This is a genomic window from Mesorhizobium sp. 1M-11 (genome assembly GCF_001303895.1).
Lineage (GTDB): Bacteria > Pseudomonadota > Alphaproteobacteria > Rhizobiales > Rhizobiaceae > Mesorhizobium.
Genome location: NZ_LJSD01000043.1, coordinates 71,383 through 97,101 on the forward strand (window position 1 = coordinate 71,383; position 25,719 = coordinate 97,101).

Sequence of the window (25,719 nt, forward strand, 5' to 3'; positions counted from 1 at the left end):
GATGGTTGCGTCGGTTGGCGATCTTTCCTTGCTAATGCATGTAGCCATTAGTATCTTGGAAATACAGCTCAGGCAACAGGCCGTTGCGCGCCGGAAAACGCTGGCGCCGGGGCATGGGGCGCAAGCGACGGAGGAAACGATGACGCAGGAAAACCAGACGGCACGGATCGTACGCGTGTGGCGCGGCAGCACTACAGCCAGCCGGGCCGATGACTATGAGGCTTATCTTTATGCCGAAGGCCTGCCGGATCTGAAGAAATATGCCGTCGGGGTGCAGATGTTGCGGCAGGATCGTTCAGGCGAAAGCGATTTCGTGGTCATGTCCTTCTGGAAGGACATCCCGTCCATGTCGAATTTTGCCGGCAGCGATCCAAAGAAAATCCGGCATCTGGAGCGAGACGAGGAGTTTTTGACCGTCTTGCCCGAAGCTGTCGAGATATTCGACGTGAAGGCCAGTACCTTGCCCGCGCCGTTGACACTCGCTTATTCGGCCAAGGCGCACTGATGGCACCCGTCGTGGTCGATCCTGCCAAGGTCAGAGAATTTCCAGATGCTGACAGCTTCTATGGTTGGCTGTCGCTGAACCATGCCAACGAGACGGAAATCTGGATCAAGATCCACAAGGTCGGCTCGGGATTGCCCTCGATCACGCCGCTTGAAGCCATCGACGCCGTTTTATGCTGGGGCTGGATCGATGCCATCCGCAAGGGGTTGGACAAGACCAGCTATCTGCAGCGTTACACGCCGCGCGGCAGGAAAAGCATCTGGAGCCAGATCAATGTCGATAATGTCGCCCGACTGATCGAGGAAGGCCGCATGACTGAGCACGGGTTGCGGCAAGTGGATGCCGCCAAGGCCGACGGACGATGGGCCAAGGCTTACAAGGGCAGCAAGGATATGACGGTTCCGGATGACCTCCGGGCTGCCATCGATGCCGAGCCGGCGGCGCGCGCGATGTTCGCCAGGCTGAGTTCGCAGAACCGCTTCGCACTTGTCCTCCGCACTCACAATATGAAGACGGAAGCCGGCCGAACGAAAAAGATCGCGGATTTCGTCGCGATGCTGAAGCGCGGCGAAACGATCTATCCGCAAGGCAGGAAATGACAACTCTCCCGCGCGGCGGCGCCGCGCGGGAGAGGGCCGTCAGCGTGAATGCTGCCGATCCAACGTCAGCGCCGCCAGCACGACGGTCGCCATGACAGCCATGTACGCGACCAATGGCCAGGCAGTGTCGCCGTTGAATGCTAACACCGCCAATGTGCCGGCAACGCCGACGATCAGGCTTTCTATGCAGAAATAGAGAGCCACGGCTGTGCCTGCGCGATCGCCAAAATCGGCCAACGCGCCATTTGCCGTAACCGCGCCGGTGAACACGATACCGGCAGCCGCCACCCACATCGGCAGGATGAAGGTGACGAAGGACGGTTCTCCGAGTGTTTGCCCGAGGCTAAGGAGCGCCGCCGCCAGCAGCAACAGCACCATGCCACGTTTCGCGCAGCCGCGGATACCCCATCGGGCCACGAAGCGCTTGGCGAAGCGTGTCGTCACAATCATGACCCCGGCCACGGTACCGAATGCGAGGCTGAAGACCAGTTCCGAATAGCCAGCCTGGCCGATCAGCGCACGTGGTGCCGTCGAGAAGAACACGAAGAAGCTTCCCATCGCCGCACTGAACGCCAGCGTATAGGTCCAGAATGCTCTGCTGAGCAGTATGGGCAAGATGGCCGGATGGTTTGCCCTGGCAGCTGCCGGTCGGGTTTCATGCCACCGCATCGAGGCGTTGATGAGTGCCGGCATCGTCAGCAAGCCCAGTGCCGCGAAGACGGCACGCCAACCGCCCTGGTCGGCGATCAACGCGCCCAGGATCGGCCCAAGTGCCGGCACGAAGGCCAGCATGGCGCTGAACAGGCTGTAGATGACGGCGCCCTCTGGCCGCTCTGCATAGACATCGCGCACCGTGGCGAAGGTGGCGACAAGCGCCGCCGATGCCCCCACGGCCTGCAGCAGGCGCAAGCCGAGGAAAATCGGCCCGTTCGTTGATACGGCGAGGCCGAAGGAGGCGACCGCGAACAGCATGGCGCCACCAAGCAAGATTGGGCGGCGGCCGATGCGGTCGGACAGCGGCCCGAATACGATCTGGCCGGCGCCCAGCAGGATCATGTAGAGGCTGAGCGTGAGCTGGATGAGGGCAGGGCTGGTGCCGAGCTTTTCGGGCATCGCCGGCACAACGGGCAGATAGATGTCCATCGCCAGCGAGGCGAGAAGGTCGAAAGGGGCCATCAGCAGCAATGCCGCCGGCAGGCCTTGGGCCCATACGGGATTTTTTCTAGACATGACAAAGGGTCCACTCAAAAAGAATTCGAGCGGCGTCTGTCGGTCAGTCCAGCCGGTTGGATGGGAGTGGACAGCGCGCCGCAACAACGAAAGCGTCGTTGCGGCCTATCTGTCTGACTGCGGTAAGGCTCCCATGCCGATGCTCCAATGGAGGGTCGCGAAGAGCGGCGTTTAACACCCCGTACATCCTGGGGCAACACACTTTGGCTTGGTGCGCATGGCAGCCATGCGCACCAAGCCCTTGCTTCCATGCGTAAAAAACCTAAATTGCCGGACAGAGGACGACCTCCCCATATCGGGAAAGAATGTCCGGGACGGCCCGGCTCTCCAAAGGAGGGTCGTCATGGCCTGGGTTTATCTCGTTATCGCTGGATTGTTGGAAGTCGTCTGGGCCTTCTCGATGAAGAAGTCGGAAGGTTTCACTTTGCTCACGCCCACAATCATCACCATCGTCATGATGATCGCCAGCTTCGGGCTGCTGTCGGTTGCCATGAAGACGTTGCCGCTCGGCACGGCCTATACGATCTGGACCGGCATTGGGGCGGTAGGAGCCTTTGCCGTTGGCGTGATGGTGCTCGGCGAAGCGATGACGCCGATGCGCGTGCTGGCCGCAGTCCTCATCGTCAGCGGCCTCGTCATGATGAAGCTGTCGAGCAGCCACTAGCGCTGCAGCGGGCAATCCGCTGTCAGGTCATGGCAGTTGTCTTTGCTTTCGAAAAGAAAACCGCATCCAATAATGTCGGTGGCCATCGTCTCGAAACGTCATTTTGATGACGGCGGGCCGGTGGTCGGCACGCCTTCGGCAGTTTCCTGCTTTGGGAGGCGGACGGATATGGCTACTTCTTATCGTTGGGTGATCGTCGCTGCGGGTGCGTTGATGACCTGTGTTGCGCTGGGCGCGATGTTTTCCCTCGCAATTTTCCTCGAACCGATCTCGGCCGACACCAATTGGTCGCGGGCCGGCATTTCCAGCGCGATGACGCTGAATTTCCTGGTCATGGGCGTGGGCGGCTTCATGTGGGGGGCGGCCACCGACCGCTTCGGCCCGCGCATCGTGGTTCTGATCGGCGCGGTGCTGCTCGGGCTGGCGCTGGTGTTGGCAAGCCAGGTCCATTCGTTGCTGATCTTCCAGGCTATCTACGGCGTACTGGTCGGATTGGCGGCGAGCGCCTTCTTTGCGCCGATGATCGTCGCCACCACGGCCTGGTTCGACAAGCATCGCAGCCTGGCGGTTTCGCTGGTCTCCGCCGGCATGGGCGTGGCGCCGATGACGATTTCGCCCTTCGCGCGCTGGCTGATAACCGCCTATGATTGGCGCACGGCCATGTTCTATATCGGCGTGATGTCCTGGGTGCTGCTCATCCCGGCGGCCCTTCTGGTACGGCGCGCGCCGGAAGGCCTTGTCTCCGATGGCGAGGGCGCGAACATCGCTGGCGACGGCATGACCGTTGGCCAGGCCTTCAAGTCCATGCAGTTCCTGGTCTTGGGGCTGACCTTTTTTGCTTGCTGCATGGCTCACTCCGGCCCGATCTTCCACATGGTCAGCTATGCCATGGCTTGCGGCGTCGCCCCGATGGCAGCCGTATCCATCTACAGCGTCGAAGGTTTGGCCGGTCTCGGCGGTCGCGTCGTGTTCGGCATCCTTGGCGACCGGCTGGGTGTGAAGCCGGTCCTGATCGCCGGCTTGCTCATCCAGTCGGTTGTGATCGCTGCTTATCTGATGGTCAGCAAGTTGGGTGAGTTTTACGCCCTTGCGGTGATCTTCGGTGGCACTTACGGCGGCGTCATGCCGCTTTATGCCGTGCTGGCGCGCGACTATTTCGGCCCGCGTATCCTTGGCACCGTCTTCGGCGCAGCGACCATGCTCTCCTGCATCGGCATGGCCTTCGGTCCGCTGGCCGGCGGCTGGGTATATGACGCCTATGCGAGTTACACATGGCTGTTCATCGGCTCGGCGATCGTCGGCCTGGGTGCCGTGGCCATTGCACTGGCATTCCCACCGCAGCCGAGGCAGCAACTGCAGCCGGCATGAGACCGGATCATGTTTCAGGTTCGCGCGGATAGTCTGGACAGCTACTTCGAGTTCGACCCTCAACGCAGGGACGAACTCGAAGCGATTGATGGCTTGATCCGTCGTGCAGCTCCAGGCCTTCGCCGATATTTTCATGAAGGCACGCCGGCCGGTCAGGCCGGCATGCGCATGAAGATGATCGGCTACGGCCAGTTCCTCTATGCGATCAGGAGTGGAAAACAGACGCCTTGGCCGGTGATCGGGCTGGCGCTGCAGAAGAACTACATCAGTCTCTACTGCGCGGTCACCGTCGACGGACACCCGATCACCGCGCTTTATGCCAATAGGCTCGGCGCGTTTCGCGTCGGACGCAACAATTTCAGCTTCGAACGGTTTTCAGACCTCAACGCCGACGCGTTGGAGGCACTTGTTTCCGGCAGCGCTGAAATCTTCGAAGCTGAGCCCGATAACCCTGTTCGCTACAAGCAGGGTGCATGACAGCGGAAATTGTCAGTTTCGGCTCCGTGCCATGGAACCAGACAGCAGTGGCCAGCCGAGATTGATCGCCAATCCGGCCAGCAGGATGAGGACCAGCCCGGCGCCTTGGGTGAGTGTGATCGAGCGCCCGAACACGACGAGATCCGTGATCAACGCGGCGGCCGGGTTGAAGAAGGCGCCAGCCGCGATAACCGGGGTCGGTAGCTTCGGATACGAGGAATAGAGCAGAACGTACACGATGCCTGTATGGACGAGGCCGAGGCCTGCTAGCCATCCCCACATCGGCAGGCCGCCGGTCAGCGTTGCGGTCCCCACAAACGGGGCAAAGGCGACGAGGCCGATCGTGCAATGCAGCGTGCTCAGCACATCCGGCTTTACCGATTTGACGGCGCGGGTGGTCAAAGTCGTCGCCGCGTAGAACAGGGAAGCGACAACCGCCAGGCCGACGCCAATCAGCCAGTTCCGGTCCGTCTGCATGGCACCGATCTTGGGCAGGATGGTCAGCACGAGGCCCGTGAAGGCAACCGCGATCCAGCCAAGCTTGTCGCGCGACAGTCTTTCCCCAAGAAACAGACCCGCGATCAGCACGATCCAGAAGGGTTGCAGGTGATAGATGATCGTCGCAAAGCCGATCGAGGTGCGATTGAAGGCTTCAAACAGAGCCAGCCAGTTGACGACGAGGCACAATCCGCTGATGAGGATAAGCGGCCATTGGCGCCTGGCGATGCGGAGATAATCGCCGTAACCGCCGCGCAGGCACACCCAGGCAAACAACACGAGCACGCCGAACAGGCAGCGGAAGAAAACGACGTTGAACGTCGGCTGGCCGGACATGATCGAGAACAGCCCTGCCGTGCCGGACAATGCCATGCCGGCCGACAGCATGATGGTGGGGCGGGCGAGATCGTTTTTCATCGTCGTCTGGTTCTGGACTGGCACCAACTACGTGGCACAAGACCAGTATGCCAATCGGGCTCGGCGCGTCTTCTATCGGGCCAGACGATCGTCTGTGGTTACGTCGCCCGTGCTTCGCCGATCTCGTAGACGCGAAGATCACGGTCGGTGATGCCGAGTTCCGGCCAGGTAGCGCGCCAGGCCATGATGTGGTCGGAAGCGAAATGCGCGTCGAGCGAGGGCTGGTCGCGCCAGATCTCCTTGACGTGGATACGCCCGGCGATCAGCACGTCCTCCGCGTAGGAATATTCAAGGCAGCCGGTTTCGACGCGGCTGGCGACGATCATGCGCTCCATTGCCGGGCGCGCTTCGGCCAATTTTTCAGGCGGCAAGCGAACGGTGCCGATGATCAGAAGCATTTTTCAGACCCTGGATGTTGGTGTGGCAGCATCCTATGTCAGACCGAGTATCGCCTGGATTGCAACCGGAGACGTTCGCCTCTGTTCGCTCCCAGATTCCCTTGAGCTTGCGAAAGCTCTAGACTCGGGCCATGACCGAATCACAGACCCTCATCCTCGGCTGCGCCGGAACATCGCTCTCTCGCGAGGAGAAAAGCTTCTACCGGGGCGAATGCCCGTGGGGTTTCATCCTCTTTGCCCGCAACATTTCCGAGCCGGAGCAGATACGCGATCTCGTCGCCGAGATGCGCGATTGCATCGGCCGCCCGGAAGCGCCGGTCTTCATCGACCAGGAAGGCGGGCGTGTGCAGCGGCTGCGGCCTCCTCTGGCGCCGAACTATCCGGCTGGAGCGGCATTTGGCGCGCTTTACCGCGACGACGAAGAGATCGGCTTGCGCGCCGCCTGGCTGCTCGCCCGTCTGCACGCCTTCGACCTGCTGCGCTATGGCATCACCGCCGACTGCCTGCCGGTTCTCGATGTTCCGGTGGAAGGTGCCAATGACGTTATCGGCGCGCGCGCCTATGCTAAGGACCCGTCAATCGTCACCGCACTCGGCCGTGCCGCTGCTGAAGGTCTGATGTCAGGCGGCGTCATCCCGGTCATGAAGCACATTCCCGGCCATGGCCGGGCCTTCGCCGACACGCATTTCGAGCTGCCGACGGTGACGACGTCGTTGAAAGAACTGCGCAAGCATGATTTTGCCCCATTCCAGGCGCTCAACCACCTGCCGATCGCGATGACCGCGCATGTCATCTTCAGCGCAGTCGATCCGGATAATCCGGCGACCACCTCCGGCAAGGTCGTGGAGGAGATTATCCGCGGCGAGATCGGTTTCGACGGGCTTCTCGTGTCCGACGACACGTCAATGAAGGCACTTTCTGGGGATTTCCAGACAAAGGCGGCCTCGATCCTTGCGGCGGGCGTCGATCTGGTCCTTCACTGCAATGGCGTCATGGAGGAAATGGTCGCCATTGCCTCGCGGGCAAAACCGCTGGAAGGCAAGGCACTGGAGCGGGCCAACCGGGCACTCGCTTCGGTCAAGGGGCATGACGACAAGGAAGAGGCTGAACTGCGGGCCGAATTCGCGGATTATTTCGAGGCGGTCGCGTAACCGCATGGTGTGAGAGAAGAGGCAAGGTGGCGGAATTAGCGGAGAAAAAAGCCGGCAAGGCCGCGCCGATGGACCGCCTCTGGGCCGAGGGTGACGACGATCGTGTCACTGGCGATCCCGAGCTGGTCGTCGATGTCGCCGGTTTCGAGGGACCGCTCGATCTTCTCCTTCATCTCGCCCGCAACCAGAAGGTCGATCTCGCCCGCATCTCGATCCTGGCGCTGGCGGAGCAATATCTGGCCTTCGTCGAGAAGGTGAGGGCGCTGCGGCTCGAACTCGCCGCTGACTATCTGGTGATGGCGGCATGGCTGGCCTTCCTGAAATCCAAGCTGCTCATCCCCAAGCAACCCGGCGAAGAAGGCGAGAGCGGCGAGGAAATGGCGGCGGTGCTGCAATTCCGGCTGCGTCGCCTGGAAGCCATGCGCGACGCGGCCGCACGCCTGGTCAACCGCAACCGGCTTGGCCGCGACGTTTTCCAACGTGGCTTGCCCGAAATGGTCATCGTTGAGAAGCGCAACGAATTTTCGGCGACACTCTACGACCTGCTCACCGCCTACGCCGGACAGCGCCAGCGGCAGGCGATCTCCACTGTGCGCATCGCCAAGCGCGGGGTGTGGTCGCTCAAAGAGGCGCGTACCATTCTTGCCCGGCTGATCGGCGTGTCGGGGGATTGGACTGCATTGGATTCCTTCCTGATCGAATATCTGGCGAGCCCCGAGGAAAAGCGCACCGCCATGGCGTCCTCCTTCGCGGCGACATTGGAGCTTGTGCGCGAAGGCAGCATGGAAATGCGCCAGGATGAGGTATTCGCGCCGCTCTACTTGCGAGGGCGTCAACGTGTGAAGGCAGTCGAGGTCGTGCAATGAGCGAAAGCAGCAACGCTTCGGTCATCCCCTTCAAGGTGGAAGACGAGGACGAGGAAGCCCAGGTCCAGAACCCGGCGGAGCGCCTGCATCAGGCCGAGGCCGTGCGCATGGCCGAGGCAATCGTCTTTGCCAGTGCCGAGCCTGTGACCGAGAAGCAACTTGCCCAGCGCCTGCCTGACGGCGTCAACGTCGCGGCGGCCATGGCGGAGCTGCAGGACATCTATTCGCGCCGGGGCGTGAACCTTGTGCGTGTTGGCGATAGTTGGGCCTTCCGGACCGCCGGTGACCTCGCCTTCCTGATGAGCCGGGATTCGGTTCAGCAGAAGAAGCTGTCGCGTGCTGCCCTCGAAGTGCTAGCCATCATTGCTTACCATCAGCCGGTCACGCGCGCGGAGATCGAGGATATTCGCGGCGTCGAGACCTCGAAAGGCACGCTGGACACGCTGCTGGAAACCGAGTGGATCAGGATGCGTGGCCGTCGCAAGACACCGGGTCGCCCGGTCACTTACGGCACCACTGACAAGTTCCTCGATCATTTTGCGCTGGAGGAGATCCGCGATCTGCCCGGTATCGAGGAGCTGAAGGGGGCAGGGCTGCTTTCCACCCGCATGCCGGCCAACTTCTCGGTGCCGCAGCCCCCTGCCGATCCGGACGAGTTGACCGAGGACGAGGATCCGTTGACCGACATCGATCTCGAAGAGCTTGGCCTTTTGACGCCGCGCGTCACGGAAGAGTGATTGGCCAGCTTACCGAAAGCCGTTCATGCGCTGTTTGGTAGCGGCGTATTTTCGGGTGCGCTCAACAAATCCGGCTGACAATTGGCCGCACGTGATAGAAGCTGTCGCGGTTCCGTTTGAATCCGGATGCGAAAACGCATAGATCAGCGGCAGGGAAACAGTTCAAGAGAGATAAACAATGGGTTCGTTTTCGATTTGGCACTGGCTGATCGTGCTGGTCATCGTGCTCCTGGTGTTCGGCCGGGGCAAGATTCCGGAACTGATGGGTGACATGGCCAAGGGCATCAAGAGCTTCAAGAAGGGCATGGCTGACGACGAAGCCGACGATTCCCGCACTGTCGAGCACCGCTCCGACGAAACCGTCTCGAAGATGAAGGAAAAGGCCGGCAAGAGCTGAGCCGCTGCTTTTCCGGAGACATCGTCAGGCATTAGTCGGAACTCAGAGCCATGTTTGAAGTCGGCTGGACCGAGATGCTGGTGATTGCGATCGTCATGATCGTGGTCGTCGGCCCTAAGGATTTGCCGAACATGCTGCGTACCTTTGGCCGCACGGTGGCCAAGCTGCGTTCCATGGCCGGTGACTTCCAGAAGCAGTTCAACGATGCGCTGAAGGAAGCCGAGCTCGACGACGTCAAGAAATCGGTCGACGAATTGCGCGGTCTCAATCCGGCGGCTCAAATCCGCAAGCAGCTCAATCCGTTCGAGCAGGCCGCCGCCGATGTGCGCGCTGGTGTCGACAACATGATGAAGCCGAAGCCGGCGGAGGATCCGACGGCTCCAGCCGCAGGCGAACCGCAGGCGACGGAGCCACTGAAGAACGGCGCCACCGTCCTGCCCGGCGTGAACGGCCCGGAAAGCATGCCTGCAGCGCCAGCCGTTCCGGCAGTGGAGCCTGTTGCGTCCGCAGCGCCGGCAAGGCGCAAGCCAGCCGCCAAAGCGTCTGGTGCTTCGCCGAAAACTGCTTCCAAGCCTGCTGCGGTAAAAGCGGCACCCAAGGCAGCCGACAAAAAGGTATCGGCCAAGCCGAGTGCGGCCAGGTCCGGTCCCGACGCCAAAACCTCAGCTGCAGCCAAGGTCGTAGCGAAGGCGACGCCAGCTCCGAAGGCGGCGGCCAAGCCGGCAGCTGCAAAGGCGCCCGCTCCCATAAAGAAGACGGCGAGGACCGCCAAGTGAGCCTTTCTGAAAAGGACGAGATCGACAAGTCGTCGGCCCCGCTCATCGAGCATCTGATCGAGCTGCGCCGTCGACTCATCTGGTCGATCGGCGGTTTCTTTGTTGCGTTCCTGGTCTGCTTCTTCTTTGCCAAGAAGCTGTTCAACCTGCTGGTCGTCCCATTCAAATGGGCGACGCAATGGGCCGGGCTCGATCCGCACAAGGTCGAGCTGATCTATACCGCACCGCAGGAGTTTTTCTTCACGCAGGTCAAGCTCGCCATGTTCGGCGGCATGGTCATCGCTTTTCCGCTGATTGCGACGCAGATCTACAAATTCATCGCTCCCGGCCTCTACAAGAACGAACGTGCTGCCTTCCTTCCGTTCCTGATCGCTTCGCCGATCTTGTTCCTGATGGGCGCAGCCCTTGTCTATTTCTTCTTCACGCCGATGGTGATGTGGTTCTTCCTCGCCATGCAGCAGGCCGGAACGGACAGCGAGGTGCAGATTTCCCTGCTGCCCAAGGTGTCGGAATATCTCAGCCTCATCATGACGCTGATCTTCTCGTTCGGCCTGGTATTCCAGTTGCCGGTGGTGACCAGCCTGATGACGCGTGTCGGCCTGCTGTCCTCGCAAGCGCTGGTCGACAAGCGGCGCTGGGCGATCGTCATCGCCTTCGTCGTCGCAGCCGTGCTCACGCCGCCCGATCCGCTCAGCCAGATCGGTTTGGCGCTGCCCACCATCATCCTGTACGAAGTCGCAATCTGGACCGCGCGTATGATCGAGAAAAGCCAGCAGCGCGAAAAACTGGCACGGGAGAAGCAGGAAGCAGACGACTCCACTGGGGAGCAGTCTTCCGAGTCTCCTGCGGATCCCGCGCAACAATCCTGATCCAGCTCTCCGGTCGCCACCTTCTTCTGGTTCATGGTCGCGAGTCGTATCTCGTTGGCGAAATTTCGGCATCCTGCGGCGGACCGAATGATGGTGCCGCCTAGGTCACGAAGTCTCGATTTTGATTTTCCGTTCCGGGCGCCCAGGCCGTCCCACCCTTGCATCCTGCGCTGAGGAGAGTTACCCCACGGCTCCCTCTTCAGGATGGATGGACATGCTCGATATCAGATGGATTCGCGAAAACCCGCAGGCCCTTGTTGAAGCGCTGGTGAAGCGCTCGTGGTCGCAGGCCGATGCGCAGTCCACCGTCGAGGACATCATTGCTAGGGATGAAGCCCGTCGTGCGCATCTCGGGCGGCTGCAGGAGGCGCAGGAGCGCCGCAATACCGTGTCCAAGGAGATCGGCAAGGCGCTCAGCATGAAGGATGCCGAGCTGGCTGAAAAGCTGAAAGCTGAAGTCGCCGAGATCAAAAGCTTCATCCAGGGTGGTGAAGCCGAGGAGCGCCGGCTTGATGAGGCGCTCGAAGGTCTCCTGGCCGTCATACCCAACGTGCCGCTGGATGACGTTCCGGTCGGCAAGGACGAGCACGACAATGTCGAGGTACACAAGGTCGGCAAGGTCGCCACGCGGCCGAACTGGGTCAAGGAGCACTTCGAGATTGGCGAGGCGCTGGGCCTGATGGATTTCGAGCGCGCTGCCAAGCTGTCGGGCTCGCGCTTCACCATTCTCCAGGGGCAATTGGCAAGGCTCGAGCGCGCGCTCGGCCAGTTCATGCTCGACCTGCATACGACCGAGCATGGCTACACGGAAGTGCAGCCGCCGCTTCTGGTGCGCGACGAAGTGCTCTTCGGCACCAACCAGTTGCCAAAATTCGAAGAGGATCTTTTCTTCACCCCGCATGGCGAGAGCCGGCTGGGCCTGATCCCGACGGCTGAAGTGCCGCTTACCAATCTGGTGCGTGAAGAGATCGTCGCGCATGACAGGCTACCGTTGCGCCTCACCGCACTCACGCCATGCTTCCGCTCGGAAGCTGGTTCGGCCGGCCGTGACACGCGTGGAATGCTGCGCCAGCACCAGTTCTACAAGGTCGAACTGGTCTCCATCACCGATCAGGAGGTGTCGGTCACCGAACACCAGCGCATGACGCAGTGCGCCGAGGAGGTGTTGAAGCGGCTTGAATTGCCGTTCCGCACCGTGGCGCTGTGCACCGGCGACATGGGCTTCGGCGCGCGCAAGACCTACGACATCGAGGTCTGGCTACCCGGGCAGAACGCCTATCGCGAGATCTCGTCCTGCTCGGTCTGCGGCGATTTCCAGGCCAGGCGCATGAACGCCCGCTACAAGGACCGCGAAGGCAAGGGCAACCTCTTCGTGCACACGTTGAACGGGTCGGGTGTTGCCGTCGGGCGCGCGCTCATCGCCGTCATCGAAAATTATCAGAACGAGGATGGCAGCGTAACCATTCCTGAAGCGCTCAAGCCTTACATGGGCGGCTTGGAAAGAATCGAATCGAAATAATGCGTATTCTTCTGACCAACGACGACGGCATCCATGCCGAGGGACTGGCTTCGCTGGAACGCATCGCCCGAACGCTTTCGGACGATGTCTGGGTCGTGGCCCCCGAAACCGATCAGTCCGGCTATGCGCATTCGCTGTCTATCTCCGAGCCGTTGCGCCTGCGCAAGATCGGTGATCGCCATTATGCGGTGCGCGGCACCCCGACCGACTGCGTCATCATGGGCGCACGCAAGATCCTGCCCGGACTGCCGGACCTCGTTCTGTCCGGCATCAATTCCGGTGCCAACATTGCCGACGATGTCACCTATTCGGGCACGGTGGCAGGGGCCATGGAGGGCACGCTGCTCGGTGTGCGTTCCATCGCCATCAGTCAGGCATATTCATATGTCGGCGAGGATCGCGTCGTCCCTTATGAAACGACCGAGGCACTGGCACCGGCATTGTTGAAGAAGCTGGTTGCTACACCCTTGCCGGAAGGCGTGCTACTCAACGTCAATTTTCCGAACTGCGCGCCCGAGGAAGTCTCCGGCACGGTGGTGACGTCGCAAGGCAAGCTGGTGCATTCGCTGTGGGTTGATGAACGCCGCGACGGGCGAGGTCTGCCTTATTTCTGGCTGCGCTTCGGCCGTGAGCCGGCGGAAGGCAAGACCGGCACCGATCTTCATGCCATGCGCAACAAGCTGGTCTCGGTAACGCCGCTCCACCTTGATCTGACCGCATACGAAATCCGCGACCAACTGACGAAGGCGCTTGCATGACCGGTGGTTTCGACGAACGCGAGGGGTTTGCCGCCTTTTTGCTTCGCCTGCGCGGCAAGGGTGCCGTTCCGAAACCGCTGATCGCTGCGTTTGAAGCGACGCCACGCCAGGCTTTCATCTCCGGCCAGTTCCATTCCATCGCCTGGACCGATCGCATGTTGCCGATCGAGTGCGGCGAGGCGATGGAAGGAGCTGACCTGCAGGCCGCCGTCATTACCGCGCTGAACATCGAGCCCGGCAATCGCGTGCTGGAGATCGGCACCGGTTCAGGCTTTACCGCGGCCGTCATGGCGCGGTTGGCTGCGCGTGTTGTCACCGTCGATCGCTACAAGTCGCTTATCGAACTTGCCAAGCAGCGCTTCGAAGCACTCGGCATTACCAATGTGTTCGCGCGTCATGCCGATGGTTCGAACGGACTCGTCAATGAAGGGCCATTCGATCGAATCATCGTCTGGGCAGCCTTTGACACTTTGCCGCGTTTTCTGCTCGACCAACTCTCCAGTGGCGGTACGGTGATCGCTCCGATCGGCCCGGAAGAGGGGGAACAGGTGCTGGCCAAGTTGATCAAGGTGGGCAGCCGTTTCGAACGCGAGGATATCGGCACGGTGCGTTTCCAGCCGATCTTGCCGGGGGCGGCAGCTTTCATTTGATCTCCGGTGCAACGTACCGCCCCGATCCGGACAAACATTTTAAGAAAAATTTCGACGGATTCTAACGGCTTAACCGACCAGTAACATTAACGCGCTTTAATCAGGTCAGTGAGTACCGGGTAAGTGCGGGTTGTTGCGATGCAGTTCAAATCCTTGAAGGCAAACAAACGCAATTTGACGCGTGGCTGCGCCATGTTGCTGGTCATCGGAGCTGTTTCTGGGTGTAGTTCCCAGGTTGCCCGCTTCGGTGGCGTCGATACGATGGCGACGGCCTCGACCGACAATCAGCGTTCAATCATAACCAAGCCGGCTGCTTCCCAGCCTTATCCGGGCGACGCGCAGTATCAGGCCTCCAATGTCAATTATTCGCGCTCGTCGGTCACCCGTTCTAGCCTGTCTCCGGTTTCGTCGCAGCCGCTGCCGACGGTAGCGCAAGCGACTGCACCGGCTGTCAACAAGGCCCGTTCTGTCGCTGAACCGATCATGGCGCAGGGCGCGGCGAAGGTCGCCAAGGTCGATCAGACCGTAACTGGCGGCGTCAATCAGCTGCAGGCGCCGGTGAATTCCACGATTGCCAGCACGCAGATCGTGGCAGAGGAAGTGAAGGGCTGGTCGCGGGCCGGCGGTACGCAGATCACCGCACGTGAAGGCGAAACCGTCTACAACCTCTCGCGCCGCTACGGTGTGCCAGCTGACGTCCTGATGAAGACGAATGGTCTCGCCTCGGCCGACGGACTCAAGAGCGGTCAGAAGCTGGTCATCCCGACCTATGTCTATACCAACAAGGCGCCGGTTTCCGCGCCGGATAATGATCCGAACGTTGCCGATGCCAAGTCGTCGCGCGGCACCAAATACGACGTGCCGGCCAACAAGGTGCCTCTGCCGGGCAACGCGCCGGTGGAAAAGGTAGCTGTTCTGCCGCAGCAGCCGAAGGTCAAGGAAGGCAAGGCTGCAGCTCAGGTCGATACCTCGGCTGCCGCCAGCGATCCGAAGGCGAAGCTGGCCAAGGAGGCCCAGGTCGCTGCCGTGCAGCCGAAGGGTGGGGCAGGCGGCTACACCGTCCAGCAGGGCGACACACTGTCTTCGATTGCTCGCAAGACCGGTGTTTCGACCACTGCGCTGAAGCAGGCCAACGGCATGCAGGACGGCCTGCTGCGCATCGGCCAGACCTTGAAGGTTCCCGCTGCGGGTAGCGCGCCTGCGGCGGCAGTGGCTGCCGCCAAGCCCGCGGCCGCGGTCGATGCCGTCAATACGGCTTCAATCCCGGCACCGGAGAAGCCGAGTGCCACGCTGGCCACCTATACACCGCCGAAGAAGGACCAGAAGGTCATTCAGCAGGCAGAGAGCGACGCCGCCGAGGCTCCCGATGCCACCGGTATCGGCAAGATGCGCTGGCCGGTGCGCGGTCGCGTCATTTCCGGCTACAAGTCGGGAACGGGTGGTATCGACATCGCGGTTCCGGAAGGCACGCCGGTCAAGGCTGCCGAGAATGGCGTCGTCATCTATGCCGGCGACGGGCTGAAGGAATTCGGCAACACCGTGCTGGTGCGGCATGAAGATGGCCTGGTTACGGTCTACGGTCACGCCTCCTCGCTGGAGGTGCAGCGCGGCCAGAAGGTCAAGCGTGGCCAGGAAATCGCACGATCGGGCATGAGCGGCACCACCGAGTCGCCGAAGCTGCATTTCGAGGTGCGCAAGAATTCGTCGCCGGTCGATCCGCAAACCTTCCTCGAGTAGGCTGGGCCTCGAATAGAAGAACAAGAAGATCGCGGGTCGTCGACCTCCAGTCCGGCCCGGCAGCTTGGCCCGCTCCTCGAGGAGCGGGCTTTTTCGGTTTATGTCGATGAATCAGCTTGTTAGAGCGGCTTGCCGAGGCGGCCGGCCAGATCCTGCGTGAACTGCCAAGCGACACGGCCGGAACGGCTGCCGCGCGTCGTTGCCCATTCCAGCGCCTCCGCGCGCAGCGTGTCGGCATCGATGTCCAATCCGAAATGGGTGACATAGCCGTTGACCATGTCGAGATAGTCGTCCTGCGAGCATTTATGGAAGCCGAGCCACAGGCCGAAACGGTCTGACAGCGACACTTTTTCTTCCACCGCCTCTGACGGATTGATCGCTGTCGAGCGCTCATTGTCGATCATGTCGCGCGGCAACAGGTGACGGCGGTTCGAGGTGGCATAGAAGATGACGTTGTGCGGCCTGCCTTCGACGCCACCTTCCAGCGCTGCCTTGAGCGACTTGTAGGAAGTGTCGTCATGGTCGAAGGAAAGGTCGTCGCAGAACAGGATGAAACGATGGGGGGCGACCTTCAGCATCGCCATCAGCTTCGGCAAGGTGTCGATGTCCTCGCGATGGATCTCGATCAGCTTGAGCGGGCCGCCTGGTTTGCCGGATACGTTGATCGCAGCATGGACAGCCTTGACCAGCGAAGACTTGCCCATGCCGCGCGCGCCCCACAGCAGCACATTGTTTGCAGCATAGCCGGAGGCAAAACGCTCCGTGTTGTCGAACAGGATGTCGCGCACGTGGTCGACGCCACGGATAAGGGAGATGTCGACCCTGTTCACCTTGGCGATCGGCTCGAGATAGCCGGGATCGGCCTGCCAGACGAAGCAGTCGGCCGCGGCAATGTCGGTCCTCGGCGGCGGTGGCGGTGCCAGCCGGGCAACGGCCTCGATCAGGCGATCGAGTTTTTCGGATAGCGCTTCGATGTTTTCCTGGGGCAAGGGACGTCCTCGGCATCGTTATGATGTACGCATCTGCATGCGTACCGTACCGTACGGTTCTCTCACGGGCTTCCACTTTTTGCAAGCATTGGTGCGACCAAAGCGACACGCTGGCACAACAGTGGTGGGAGCAGGGTGGGGAATGGTTGCAATAGTGGCTTTACCGACTATATTCCGCGCAAATTTCGTGGGCCGGATAACGGCTTTCCTCTACGTCTCAGGAGTTTTCGATGTTCGTGACACCGGCATACGCCCAGGGCGTTGGCGCTACCCCTGATGTCTTCATCAGCATTTTGCCGTTTGTCCTCATTTTCGTGATCATGTATTTTCTGATCATCCGCCCGCAGCGTACGCAGATGAAGAAGCGCGGCGAGATGCTGTCCGCGATCCGCCGCGGCGACACGGTCGTCACCGGCGGCGGTTTTGTCGGCAAGGTCACCAAGGTGGTGGACGACAACGAACTCGAGGTTGATCTCGGCAACGGCCTGAAGGTCACCGCTCTGCGCAGCACCATCGCCGATGTTCGGGTCAAGGGCGAGCCGGTTGCCAACCAGAACGCCAAGAACTAAGCGCTGCGGCGTGCCCGGCACGCCGGATCGGCCCACTGGATCGTAGAACATGCTCTATTTTTCGCGCTGGAAGGCAATCCTGATCTGGCTGGCTGTTGCCGTCACGTTCGTCCTTGCCGCGCCCAATCTTATTCCGGCCGACACTTTGGCCAAGCTGCCGAGTTGGGTGCCGAAGAAGCAGATGACCCTGGGGCTTGACCTGCAGGGCGGTTCTCACATTCTTCTCCAGATCGATCAGAACGATCTGATCAAGGATCGGCTCGAAGCCAGCCGTGACGAAATCCGGACGCTGCTGCGCGATGCCAAGATCGGTTACACCGGCCTGTCCGGTTCCGGCCGCGTCGTACAGGTGCGCATCCGCGATGTGGCCCAGGTGGATGCCGCCAAGAACGCGTTGAAGGGGCTGACGGCACCGATAACGTCAGGCCTGTTCGGCGGTGGCACCATCACCGAGTGGACGGACGACCAGCCGGAACCCGGTCTGCTGCGCTTCACCATGACGGATGCGGGCATTAAATACCGTTCTTCGACAGCGCTGACGCAGTCGATCGAGGTCGTTAACCGCCGTGTCAACGAGCTCGGCACCACCGAACCGATCGTGCAGCGCCAGGGCGACGACCGCATCGTGGTGCAGGTGCCAGGCCTGCAGGACCCTCAACGGCTGAAGGAAATCCTCGGCCAGACCGCCAAGCTGACCTTCCAGATGGTTGATCAGACGATGCCGGTGCAGGAGGCCATCAATGGCCGTCCGCCGGCAGGCTCGAGCGTGCTCTATTCGAAGGATGATCCGCCGGTTCCGTATCTGATCGAGAACCGCGTCATCGTCTCCGGCGAAAACCTCGTCGACGCTCAGGCGACGTTCAACTCGCAGAACAACGAACCGGTCGTCTCGTTCCGTTTCGATTCCAAGGGCGCTACCCGCTTCGGCCAGGCGACCCAGCAGAATGTCGGCAAGCTCTTTGCCATCATCCTCGACAACCAGGTAATTTCGGCACCGCAGATTCGAGAGCCGATCCTTGGTGGCACGGGCCAGATTTCCGGCAATTTCACCGCCCAGAGCGCCAATGACCTCGCGGTTCTGCTGCGCGCCGGCGCGCTGCCGGCAACGCTGACCGTCGTCGAAGAACGCACCGTCGGTCCAGGCCTTGGGCAGGACTCGATCCAGGCCGGCAAGATCGCCGGTATCATCGGCTCGATCCTGGTCGTCGGCTTCATGTTCGTGGCCTATGGTTTCCTCGGCTTCCTCGCCAATATCGCGCTCGTTGTGCATGTCGCCATGATCGTCGGGTTGCTGTCGCTGCTCGGCGCCACGCTGACGATGCCGGGTATCGCCGGTATCGTGCTCACCATCGGCATGGCGGTCGACTCCAACGTGCTGATTTATGAACGTATCCGCGAAGAGCGTCGGCAAGGGCGTTCGGTCATACAGGCGATCGATACCGGATTCGCCAAGGCGTTGGCGACCATCGTCGATTCCAACGTCACCTCTTTCATCGCCACCATCGTGCTGTTCTGGCTCGGTTCTGGGCCGGTGAAGGGCTTCGCCGTGACCTTCGCGATCGGTATCCTGACGACGGTCTTTACCGCCTTCACCTTTACGCGCCTGCTGGTCTCGATCTGGCTGCGCCGTGCCAAGCCGAAGGAACTCCCGCGCGCGCCGGTGACCTTTGTTCCGCCCGGCACCAACATCCCGTTCATGGGCGTCCGCCGCTGGACTTTCGCACTGTCCACGCTGCTGTCGATCATGTCTGTGGTGCTGTTCATGACAGTGGACATCAATTACGGCGTCGACTTCAAGGGCGGTTCGACGATCGAAGTGCAGTCGAAGAGCGGGCCGGCGGACATCGCCGATATCCGCGGCAAGCTGTCGGAACTCAACATTGGCGACGTACAGGTCCAGCAGTTCGGCAGTCCGACCGATGTCCTGATCCGTGTGGCGGCACAGGAAGAAGGCGACAATGCCGAACAGAGCGTCATCGACAAGGTGCGCGCGGAGCTGCAGGACAAATATGATTTCCGCCGTGTCGAAGTCGTCGGTCCGACTGTGTCGAGCGAACTCGCCACGCAGGGCACGATCGGCATGCTGGTCGCGCTGGTTGGTATCCTGATCTATGTCTGGTTCCGCTTTGAATGGCAGTTCGCCGTCGGTGCCATCGTCGCGACCGTACACGATATCGTCATGACGATCGGATTCTTCTGTGTAACAGGCATTGAGTTCAACCAGTCGTCGATCGCCGCGATTCTGACCATCATCGGCTATTCACTGAACGATACGATTGTCGTCTATGACCGCGTCCGCGAGGATCTGCGAAAATACAAGAAGACGCCGATGCCGCAGATTCTGAACACCGCGATCAATGAGACGCTGTCCAGAACGACGTTGACGGCGGTAACCACCATTCTGGCCTTGCTGGCGCTTGTGCTGTTCGGTGGCGAGGTGATCCGGTCGTTCACGTTGGCAATGCTGTTCGGCGTCGTGTTCGGCACCTATTCGTCGATCTTCATCGCCGCGCCGTTGCTCATCCTCTTCAAGTTGCGTCAGGCTCCTGATGCTTCCGGAGAGAAGCCGGTGAACGGCAAAGCGATCACGACCTGACGGATTAGGACCTGTGGCGAAAGGCCTCTTCGGTGGCAAAGGCATCATCATCCGCGAGGCGCATTTTCCGGGCCGCGCGGCGATCGAGGCCTACGGCAATGGCGGTTTCCGCTTCGCCGACATGTCGCATCGCGGCTCGCTGCTTTGTCTGCCCTCCGGCATCCACGGCTGGCAGCCGGCCAATCCCGCCGCCTTGACGTCGGCGGATTTCGACAAGGTGTTGGCCGAAGCCGCCAATATCGAAATCCTGTTGGTTGGCATGGGCAAGGATTTGCGGCCGCTGCCGGTGGCGCTGAAAGCTGCGCTCAGGGAGGCCGGTATTTCGGCCGACCCGATGTCAACCGGGGCCGCCGTCCGCACTTATAATGTGCTGCTTGCCGAAGACCGCGCCGTCGCCGCTGCCTTCATAGCGGTCGACTGACCGTGACCGACACCCACGGGACCGTCATGGACACGGTGCGAGCCGCCGACCATGACCGCTATCTTTCAGCACTCTACGCGCCCGCCGACAAACGCGATGCGCTTCTGGCGCTCTACGCCTTCAACGCTGAAATCGCCAGCGTGCGCGATCGCATCCGCGAGGCATTGCCGGGCGAGGTCCGCCTGCAATGGTGGCGGGACGTCATTGCCTCGGATGCATCGGATGCGGGTGCGGGCAATCCACTTGCGGAGGCGCTGACGGCGGCGATCCGGCAATACGACCTGCCCAGGCAAGCCTTCGACAACTATCTCGAAGCACGCATCTTCGATCTCTATGACGACCCCATGCCGTCTCGCACCGATCTCGAAGGCTATTGCGGCGAGACGGCGTCAGCATTGATCCAACTGGCCGCTCTCGTGCTCGATCCGGCGCAGGCGCCGCGCTTTGCCGAACTTGCCGGCCATGCGGGTTGTGCGCAGGCGATCACCGGTTTGCTGCTTCTGCTTCCGCTGCACCGGGCGAGGGGACAGTGCTATGTACCCGCAGATATTCTGACTGCGGTGGGTACCTCGCCGTCGGAATTCTTGGCCGGCGACGGTGGTCCGGCGGCCGGACGAGCCGCAACGGCGATGATTGCCCTGGCGCAGGAACACCTTGCTGTCTTCGAACGTGGGGCAGCGGTATTGCCGGCCTCCTTACGTCCGGCTTTTCTGCCGCTGGCACTGACGAAAGCCTATCTGGCTTCGATGAGCCGCCGCGATGCGGCAGCACTGCTTTCCGGGAACGTGCGGCTTTCGGTCCTGAAGCGGCATTGGCTGTTATTGCGTCGGGCCGGGCGAGGCTGGATCTGAGCGCGCTTTCTCGGGCCCACAGCAGCGAAAGCACATGGTGCTGCCGGTCGCCGCGTTGATTTTCTTTGACGTAAACGTCAATCATGATAGTTTTCAAGCCGGGGTCTGGGCGCGGGAGGCGTTCGCCCGGAGGAGCGCCTTTGATCAGCTTGCCGGTTCTCGTGGTGATGGTCGTCGTTGGCATTTCGATGGCGGTTGCGGCCGTGCATTTCACCGGCGGCAGCCGCACCACGCGGCTGGCTGATGCCAGGCAGGCCCTGGACCGCTTTGCAGTGGATTTTCCCGATCTCAGGCCGGGCACGGTTCAGCTCACTGGAAATGGCGATACGGCTTTCATCGAACTCGCCGACGGGCATACGGGTATCGTCCACGCCATCGGCGACCGCTTTTTGACGCGTGTTGTCACGCCGGCCGAGATCGAGTTCGTCAAGCTCGACAGCAACAATGTGCTCACGCTGCGCTTCAGGGATTTCACCTGGCGGGGCGGGCGCTTCGCCTTCACTGACGCCGTTACGGCGCATGCGGTTTTCCAGCCGCTCGATCCAAACAAGCAGTCGGTTAGGCAGGAGGCCGCCTGATGGAGACTTATCAGTTTCCCGATGTCACCAAGCTCGCCATCCCGTTCTTCGTCGTCGCCATTCTGCTGGAAGTCTGGCTGGTGCGCACGGGCCGGGCCAAAGGGGAATTCGAAACCCGCGATACCCTCACCAGCCTGATGATGGGGACCGGCAATGTCGCAGCCGGAATCCTGCTCGGCATTGTTTCCTTTTCAGCGCTGATGTGGGTCTGGCAATTCCGTTTCTTCGATCTCGGCGTGTCGGTTTGGACCTGCATCGCCGCTTTCCTGATCGATGATCTGCGCTATTACATCTATCACCGCATCGCGCATCGGTGCCGCTGGGTGTGGGCCGAGCACGTCAACCACCATTCCAGCCAGCACTACAATCTCTCGACGGCGCTGAGGCAGAGCTGGACAGGCCTATTCACCGGCATGTTCGTGCTGCAGGTGCCACTGGTGCTGCTTGGTTTCCATCCGGCCGTCATTGCCTTCGTCTACGGATTCAACCTCGTCTATCAGTTCTGGATCCACACCGAGACCATCGGCAAAATGTGGAACTGGGTGGAATTCATCTTCAACACGCCGTCGCACCACCGTGTGCATCATGCCACCAATCCGCGCTATCTCGACGCCAACTATGCCGGCACGCTGATCATCTGGGACCGCATGTTCGGCACCTTCGTCGAGGAACTGGAAGAGGATCGGCCGCGCTACGGCATCGTCAAGAACATCGGCACCTTCAATCCATTCAAGGTGGCGTTCCATGAATGGATCGGCATGTTCAAGGACGCGTTTTCTCCTGGTCTGACACCCGGTCAGCGGCTGCGGTATCTGTTCATGCCGCCTGGCTGGAGCCATGATGGTTCGCGCGACACCTCCGAAACGCTGAAGGCGGCCTATGTCCGCCGCAATCCTGCCGAAGCAGGCAAGCCAGGACTGCCTGGTCAGAAGATCGGGGCTGCCGAATAGGAAGCTCGAGCGCAGAAAGCCGCCATCTAGGGCCGGTTTTTCAGCAGGTTCTGGTCAGCCGGCTTTGGCTGTTGCGCGCCGGCGATCGGAGTGCCCCATGAAGGCAAAGGCATGTCGCTGGACGTCCGTACCAGCGAATCGTAGACGGCAAGGCTTTGCAGGCGCTGTGTTTCGCTGCTGCATTGCTGGACGAAACCGCCTGCATACCAGGTGCAGCCCAGCCGCTCGCCTGGTAAGGCGCCTGTCGCCCAATCCTTGACGACACCGTCGGGACCCACACGGAAATAAGCGAGCCGGTAGCGCGTGCCGACGCTTTCGCGCTGCATCAAGAGCCCTGCGTTCACACCCGTTCGCGTGGATTCGACATTGTCGATGTGCCGGTAAACCGTATCGCCGTCGACCAGACGGTATTCGCCGATCATCGGCCCGTAGATGGTCGCGCCTGCCAGGCCTTCGACGGACATTTGGCTTTGCGACGCAATCTGTGCATAGGGCTTGCCCGTCGCATAGCGCATGTAGTTTCGGTCGCCGAGCGACTGCAATGCCTCGGGTGCTGTGGTGCAGCCGGTGAAAGCCGCCAGAAGGACGGCAGCAAGGACAGTTCTTTTCCGAAGCATGATGGTCCCCCGACCACGAGGGACGCAGACTAGTCTGCCGGGGCCTGAAGGTAAATCCGCTACTCTGCCGCCTGCGCCTGCGCTGGCAGGCCGAGCCATGCACGGCAGTCGGCCAGCGCGCGCGCTGTCGTTGCCTTCTTCTTGGCAATCGATTTGTCTTTTCCCCGGAAACGGCCTTCGAAACCGTCGGGGCGCAGTTTTGTGCCAGCCTCTAGCGCCGGAAACAGGCCGAAATTGACGTTCATCGGCTGGAAGGAACGCTTGCCGGGTTCGTCGTCGGATGTGATGTGGCCGCCGGTGATGTGGTTGAGCAGCGCGCCGAAGGCCGTGGTGGCCGGTGGCAGTGAGATCGGCAAGCCGAGCCACTCGGCGGCAGCGAAGCGGCCGGCGAGCAGGCCGATCGCGGCACTTTCGACATAACCTTCGCAGCCCGTGATCTGGCCGGCAAAACGCAGGCCGGGCCGGCTTTTCAGCTGCAGCGAGTCATCGAGCAAGGTAGGCGAGTTGATGTAGGTGTTGCGATGCAGTCCGCCGAGCCGTGCGAATTCGGCATTCTCAAGCCCAGGGATGGTCTTGAAGACGCGTACCTGCTCGCCATGTTTCAGCTTGGTCTGGAAGCCGACCATGTTGTAGAGCGTGCCCAAAGCATTATCCTGCCGCAACTGCACCACGGCATAGGCCTTGACCGTCGGGTTATGCGCGTTGGTCAGGCCCATTGGCTTCATCGGCCCATGCCGCAGCGTTTCGGCGCCGCGCTCGGCCATCACCTCGATCGGCAGGCAGCCATCGAAATAGGGAGTGCCTTCCCACTGCTTGAATTCTGTCTTGCCGCCTTCGATCAGGGCCTGCACGAAAGCGTCGTATTGCGCCTTGTCCATCGGGCAGTTGATGTAGTCCTTGCCGGTGCCGCCAGGGCCGACCTTGTCGTAGCGAGACTGGAACCACGCAACATCCATGTTGATCGTGTCGAAATGCACGATCGGCGCGATGGCATCGAAGAAGGCCAGCGCATCTGCACCGGTTTCGGCGGCGATCGCCTCCGCGAGCGATGGTGCCGTCAACGGTCCCGTTGCGACAATGGCCTGACCCCATTCCACTGGCGGCAGGCCGGTCACTTCCTCGCGCTGGATTGTGATGAGCGGATGCGCCACGAGCCTGGCGGTCACCGCAGCCGAAAAACCATCGCGGTCGACGGCAAGCGCACCGCCGGCCGGAACCTGGTTGGCGTCGCCCGAAGCCATGATCAGTGAGCCGGCCAGCCGCATTTCGGCATGCAGCAGTCCTACGGCATTGGATTCCGCGTCATCGGATCGGAAGGAGTTCGAACACACCAGTTCGGCGAGATCCTGGGTCTTGTGTGCATCGGTGCCGCGTACCGGACGCATTTCGTGCAGGATCACCGGCACGCCTGCCTCGGCAGCCTGCCAGGCGGCTTCCGAACCGGCGAGACCACCGCCAATGATGTGAATGGGGTTCTTGCTCATGCGGCCCGCAATAATCCTTCAGCCGTGCGAATGCAATTCTCGCAATGGCGCTTGGGTCTCATAGGCTTTGATGGAGTTTAAAAACACAACACCCGCCGGGGGAGGAGGTCCGGCGGGTGTCGTTTTGGTGACCGACCTCAGGGAGGAGGAGGAGGCCGGTCGTATTCGTCGTTGCCCGGGAGGAGGTGGGCTTCGACGAAATTCCTTTCGCCAGATTGGAGAGGGCGAAACTCTTTTCGGAAACAATGCCCGCCGCTGGGAGGAGGAGTGCGGCGGGCACCGTTTCGGTGGTCGGCCTCAGGGAGGAGGAGAGGGCCGACCTATTCGTCATCGCCGGGGAGGAGGTCGGCTCTGACAAAATTCCTTTCGCCAAATTGAAGAGGGCGAAACTCTTTTCGGAAACAACGCCCGCCGCTGGGAGGAGGAGTGCGGCGGGCGCCGTTTCGGTGGTCAACCCTTGGGAGGAGGTAAGGGGTGACCGTATCCGTCAGGGTCTGGGAGGAGGTAGACCCTGGCGAAATTACTTAGCTCGCCTTGCGAGCAGCCTGCTTGATCTCCATGCGGAACAGGCCAATGTCTTCCAACTGGCGGTTCGACAGGCGACCCAGCTGTTCAACCGTGTCGCGATAAGCGCGCCAGTTACGGTAGTTGCGGATCAGGTTCATTGTCTTGTCTCTCAATTCGGTTCGGGCCGGGCTCGGCCCGATTGGTTACGCAGCCTTGCGGGCTACGTAGGCGATGTCGCTGCGGCTGATGCCGATATCGCTCAGCTCACGGTTGCTCAGGCGGCTCAGCTCGGAGACGGTGTCCCGGTAGCGGCGCCAGTTGCGGTAGTTGCGGATCAGGTTCATGATATTTGCTCGTTTACGTCTTTGTTCGTTCGTTCATCTTTTCTGTACGGTGCTAAAATAGGTGGACCCATATCGATTTAAAAGTGCGATTGACGCATGGCAGCAATGCGTTTTGTGCAATGCAACATGGCAACCATTTCACACCGTCGTCATAAAGAAACCAGAATCGGAAAATGACGCCCTGCCAATGATTTGCC

Annotated in this window: 29 protein-coding genes; 21 read left to right on the top strand and 8 right to left on the bottom strand. The window is 61.2% G+C overall.

The window, feature by feature from the left end:
• Position 1 precedes the first annotated feature (1 nt).
• Positions 2 to 505 (top strand): hypothetical protein, encoded by a 504-nt coding sequence (locus tag AO692_RS33710; protein ID WP_244483401.1) that lies wholly within the window; start codon positions 2 to 4, stop codon positions 503 to 505.
• Positions 505 to 1,104 carry a YdeI/OmpD-associated family protein gene (locus AO692_RS18605; RefSeq protein ID WP_054311546.1) on the top strand — a complete coding sequence of 200 codons (600 nt, stop codon included), beginning with the start codon at positions 505 to 507 and terminating at the stop codon, positions 1,102 to 1,104. The genes AO692_RS33710 and AO692_RS18605 overlap by 1 nt, the downstream gene beginning before the upstream one ends.
• Positions 1,105 to 1,143: 39 nt before the next feature.
• Here the strand turns inward: AO692_RS18605 and cml are convergent, their stop codons facing one another.
• Positions 1,144 to 2,334 (bottom strand): CmlA/FloR family chloramphenicol efflux MFS transporter, encoded by a 1,191-nt coding sequence (gene cml / locus AO692_RS18610; protein WP_054311547.1) that lies wholly within the window; start codon positions 2,332 to 2,334, stop codon positions 1,144 to 1,146.
• A gap of 343 nt (positions 2,335 to 2,677) precedes the next feature.
• On the opposite strand from cml, the gene AO692_RS18615 reads away from it, so the two are divergent.
• From AO692_RS18615 to AO692_RS18625, 3 genes are all read left to right on the top strand, one after another.
• Positions 2,678 to 2,998: a multidrug efflux SMR transporter gene (locus AO692_RS18615; RefSeq protein WP_054311548.1), complete on the top strand. Its 321-nt coding sequence runs from the start codon at positions 2,678 to 2,680 to the stop codon at positions 2,996 to 2,998.
• Between the two features lie 168 nt (positions 2,999 to 3,166).
• The gene (locus AO692_RS18620; protein WP_054311597.1) at positions 3,167 to 4,366 is read left to right on the top strand and encodes an MFS transporter; all 1,200 of its coding nucleotides are present in this window, start codon (positions 3,167 to 3,169) and stop codon (positions 4,364 to 4,366) included.
• 9 nt (positions 4,367 to 4,375) lie between these two features.
• Positions 4,376 to 4,843 carry a DUF1801 domain-containing protein gene (locus tag AO692_RS18625; protein ID WP_054311549.1) on the top strand — a complete coding sequence of 156 codons (468 nt, stop codon included), beginning with the start codon at positions 4,376 to 4,378 and terminating at the stop codon, positions 4,841 to 4,843.
• A 12-nt stretch (positions 4,844 to 4,855) separates the two neighbouring features.
• Here AO692_RS18625 and AO692_RS18630 read toward each other — a convergent pair whose 3' ends face one another.
• Positions 4,856 to 5,758 carry a DMT family transporter gene (locus AO692_RS18630; RefSeq protein WP_054311550.1) on the bottom strand — a complete coding sequence of 301 codons (903 nt, stop codon included), beginning with the start codon at positions 5,756 to 5,758 and terminating at the stop codon, positions 4,856 to 4,858.
• A gap of 98 nt (positions 5,759 to 5,856) precedes the next feature.
• Positions 5,857 to 6,156, bottom strand: coding sequence for a putative quinol monooxygenase (locus tag AO692_RS18635; RefSeq protein ID WP_054311551.1), 300 nt, complete (start codon positions 6,154 to 6,156; stop codon positions 5,857 to 5,859).
• Positions 6,157 to 6,287: 131 nt separating this feature from the next.
• Here AO692_RS18635 and nagZ point away from each other — a divergent pair, with 131 nt between their 5' ends.
• The 10 genes from nagZ (at position 6,288) to AO692_RS18685 (ending at position 15,616) form a co-directional block, all read left to right on the top strand.
• Positions 6,288 to 7,307 carry a beta-N-acetylhexosaminidase gene (gene nagZ, locus AO692_RS18640; RefSeq protein WP_054311552.1) on the top strand — a complete coding sequence of 340 codons (1,020 nt, stop codon included), beginning with the start codon at positions 6,288 to 6,290 and terminating at the stop codon, positions 7,305 to 7,307.
• 68 nt (positions 7,308 to 7,375) lie between these two features.
• Complete coding sequence (locus AO692_RS18645; protein WP_054311598.1) at positions 7,376 to 8,173, top strand: ScpA family protein; 798 nt, start codon at positions 7,376 to 7,378, stop codon at positions 8,171 to 8,173.
• The gene (gene scpB / locus AO692_RS18650) at positions 8,170 to 8,910 is read left to right on the top strand and encodes an SMC-Scp complex subunit ScpB (RefSeq protein ID WP_054311553.1); all 741 of its coding nucleotides are present in this window, start codon (positions 8,170 to 8,172) and stop codon (positions 8,908 to 8,910) included. Before AO692_RS18645 ends, scpB begins: the two co-directional genes overlap by 4 nt.
• 178 nt (positions 8,911 to 9,088) lie before the next feature.
• The gene (locus AO692_RS18655) at positions 9,089 to 9,307 is read left to right on the top strand and encodes a twin-arginine translocase TatA/TatE family subunit (protein WP_054311554.1); all 219 of its coding nucleotides are present in this window, start codon (positions 9,089 to 9,091) and stop codon (positions 9,305 to 9,307) included.
• 50 nt (positions 9,308 to 9,357) lie between these two features.
• A complete protein-coding gene (gene tatB, locus AO692_RS18660; RefSeq protein ID WP_054311555.1) occupies positions 9,358 to 10,083 on the top strand; it encodes a Sec-independent protein translocase protein TatB in 726 nt (241 codons plus the stop codon).
• Complete coding sequence (tatC, locus tag AO692_RS18665) at positions 10,080 to 10,952, top strand: twin-arginine translocase subunit TatC (RefSeq protein ID WP_054311556.1); 873 nt, start codon at positions 10,080 to 10,082, stop codon at positions 10,950 to 10,952. Before tatB ends, tatC begins: the two co-directional genes overlap by 4 nt.
• 214 nt (positions 10,953 to 11,166) lie before the next feature.
• On the top strand, positions 11,167 to 12,471 hold the full coding sequence (serS, locus tag AO692_RS18670) for a serine--tRNA ligase (protein ID WP_054311599.1): 1,305 nt from the start codon (positions 11,167 to 11,169) through the stop codon (positions 12,469 to 12,471).
• The gene (gene surE, locus AO692_RS18675; RefSeq protein ID WP_054311557.1) at positions 12,471 to 13,229 is read left to right on the top strand and encodes a 5'/3'-nucleotidase SurE; all 759 of its coding nucleotides are present in this window, start codon (positions 12,471 to 12,473) and stop codon (positions 13,227 to 13,229) included. Before serS ends, surE begins: the two co-directional genes overlap by 1 nt.
• The gene (locus AO692_RS18680; protein WP_054311558.1) at positions 13,226 to 13,879 is read left to right on the top strand and encodes a protein-L-isoaspartate(D-aspartate) O-methyltransferase; all 654 of its coding nucleotides are present in this window, start codon (positions 13,226 to 13,228) and stop codon (positions 13,877 to 13,879) included. Before surE ends, AO692_RS18680 begins: the two co-directional genes overlap by 4 nt.
• A gap of 138 nt (positions 13,880 to 14,017) precedes the next feature.
• Positions 14,018 to 15,616, top strand: a complete 1,599-nt coding sequence (locus tag AO692_RS18685) for a LysM peptidoglycan-binding domain-containing M23 family metallopeptidase (protein ID WP_054311559.1) — start codon at positions 14,018 to 14,020, stop codon at positions 15,614 to 15,616.
• A gap of 119 nt (positions 15,617 to 15,735) precedes the next feature.
• Here the strand turns inward: AO692_RS18685 and AO692_RS18690 are convergent, their stop codons facing one another.
• A complete protein-coding gene (locus AO692_RS18690; protein ID WP_054311560.1) occupies positions 15,736 to 16,605 on the bottom strand; it encodes an ATP-binding protein in 870 nt (289 codons plus the stop codon).
• Positions 16,606 to 16,835: 230 nt separating this feature from the next.
• Between AO692_RS18690 and yajC the strand changes: the two genes are divergently transcribed.
• The 6 genes from yajC (at position 16,836) to AO692_RS18720 (ending at position 22,570) form a co-directional block, all read left to right on the top strand.
• Positions 16,836 to 17,174, top strand: a complete 339-nt coding sequence (gene yajC, locus AO692_RS18695; protein WP_054311561.1) for a preprotein translocase subunit YajC — start codon at positions 16,836 to 16,838, stop codon at positions 17,172 to 17,174.
• Between the two features lie 49 nt (positions 17,175 to 17,223).
• Positions 17,224 to 19,770, top strand: coding sequence for a protein translocase subunit SecDF (gene secDF / locus AO692_RS18700; protein ID WP_054311562.1), 2,547 nt, complete (start codon positions 17,224 to 17,226; stop codon positions 19,768 to 19,770).
• 13 nt (positions 19,771 to 19,783) lie between these two features.
• Positions 19,784 to 20,191, top strand: a complete 408-nt coding sequence (locus AO692_RS18705) for an Mth938-like domain-containing protein (RefSeq protein WP_054311563.1) — start codon at positions 19,784 to 19,786, stop codon at positions 20,189 to 20,191.
• A gap of 26 nt (positions 20,192 to 20,217) precedes the next feature.
• Complete coding sequence (locus AO692_RS18710) at positions 20,218 to 21,042, top strand: phytoene/squalene synthase family protein (protein WP_054311600.1); 825 nt, start codon at positions 20,218 to 20,220, stop codon at positions 21,040 to 21,042.
• Between the two features lie 140 nt (positions 21,043 to 21,182).
• On the top strand, positions 21,183 to 21,620 hold the full coding sequence (locus tag AO692_RS18715) for a hypothetical protein (protein ID WP_244483402.1): 438 nt from the start codon (positions 21,183 to 21,185) through the stop codon (positions 21,618 to 21,620).
• Positions 21,620 to 22,570 carry a sterol desaturase family protein gene (locus AO692_RS18720; protein WP_200911757.1) on the top strand — a complete coding sequence of 317 codons (951 nt, stop codon included), beginning with the start codon at positions 21,620 to 21,622 and terminating at the stop codon, positions 22,568 to 22,570. The genes AO692_RS18715 and AO692_RS18720 overlap by 1 nt, the downstream gene beginning before the upstream one ends.
• 26 nt (positions 22,571 to 22,596) lie before the next feature.
• Here the strand turns inward: AO692_RS18720 and AO692_RS18725 are convergent, their stop codons facing one another.
• From AO692_RS18725 to AO692_RS32340, 4 genes are all read right to left on the bottom strand, one after another.
• The gene (locus AO692_RS18725; RefSeq protein WP_054311565.1) at positions 22,597 to 23,187 is read right to left on the bottom strand and encodes a hypothetical protein; all 591 of its coding nucleotides are present in this window, start codon (positions 23,185 to 23,187) and stop codon (positions 22,597 to 22,599) included.
• A gap of 59 nt (positions 23,188 to 23,246) precedes the next feature.
• On the bottom strand, positions 23,247 to 24,671 hold the full coding sequence (gene trmFO, locus AO692_RS18730; protein ID WP_054311566.1) for a methylenetetrahydrofolate--tRNA-(uracil(54)-C(5))-methyltransferase (FADH(2)-oxidizing) TrmFO: 1,425 nt from the start codon (positions 24,669 to 24,671) through the stop codon (positions 23,247 to 23,249).
• 524 nt (positions 24,672 to 25,195) lie between these two features.
• Complete coding sequence (locus tag AO692_RS32335) at positions 25,196 to 25,336, bottom strand: DUF1127 domain-containing protein (RefSeq protein WP_082407436.1); 141 nt, start codon at positions 25,334 to 25,336, stop codon at positions 25,196 to 25,198.
• Between the two features lie 45 nt (positions 25,337 to 25,381).
• The gene (locus tag AO692_RS32340; RefSeq protein ID WP_082407437.1) at positions 25,382 to 25,522 is read right to left on the bottom strand and encodes a DUF1127 domain-containing protein; all 141 of its coding nucleotides are present in this window, start codon (positions 25,520 to 25,522) and stop codon (positions 25,382 to 25,384) included.
• Positions 25,523 to 25,719 lie beyond the last annotated feature (197 nt).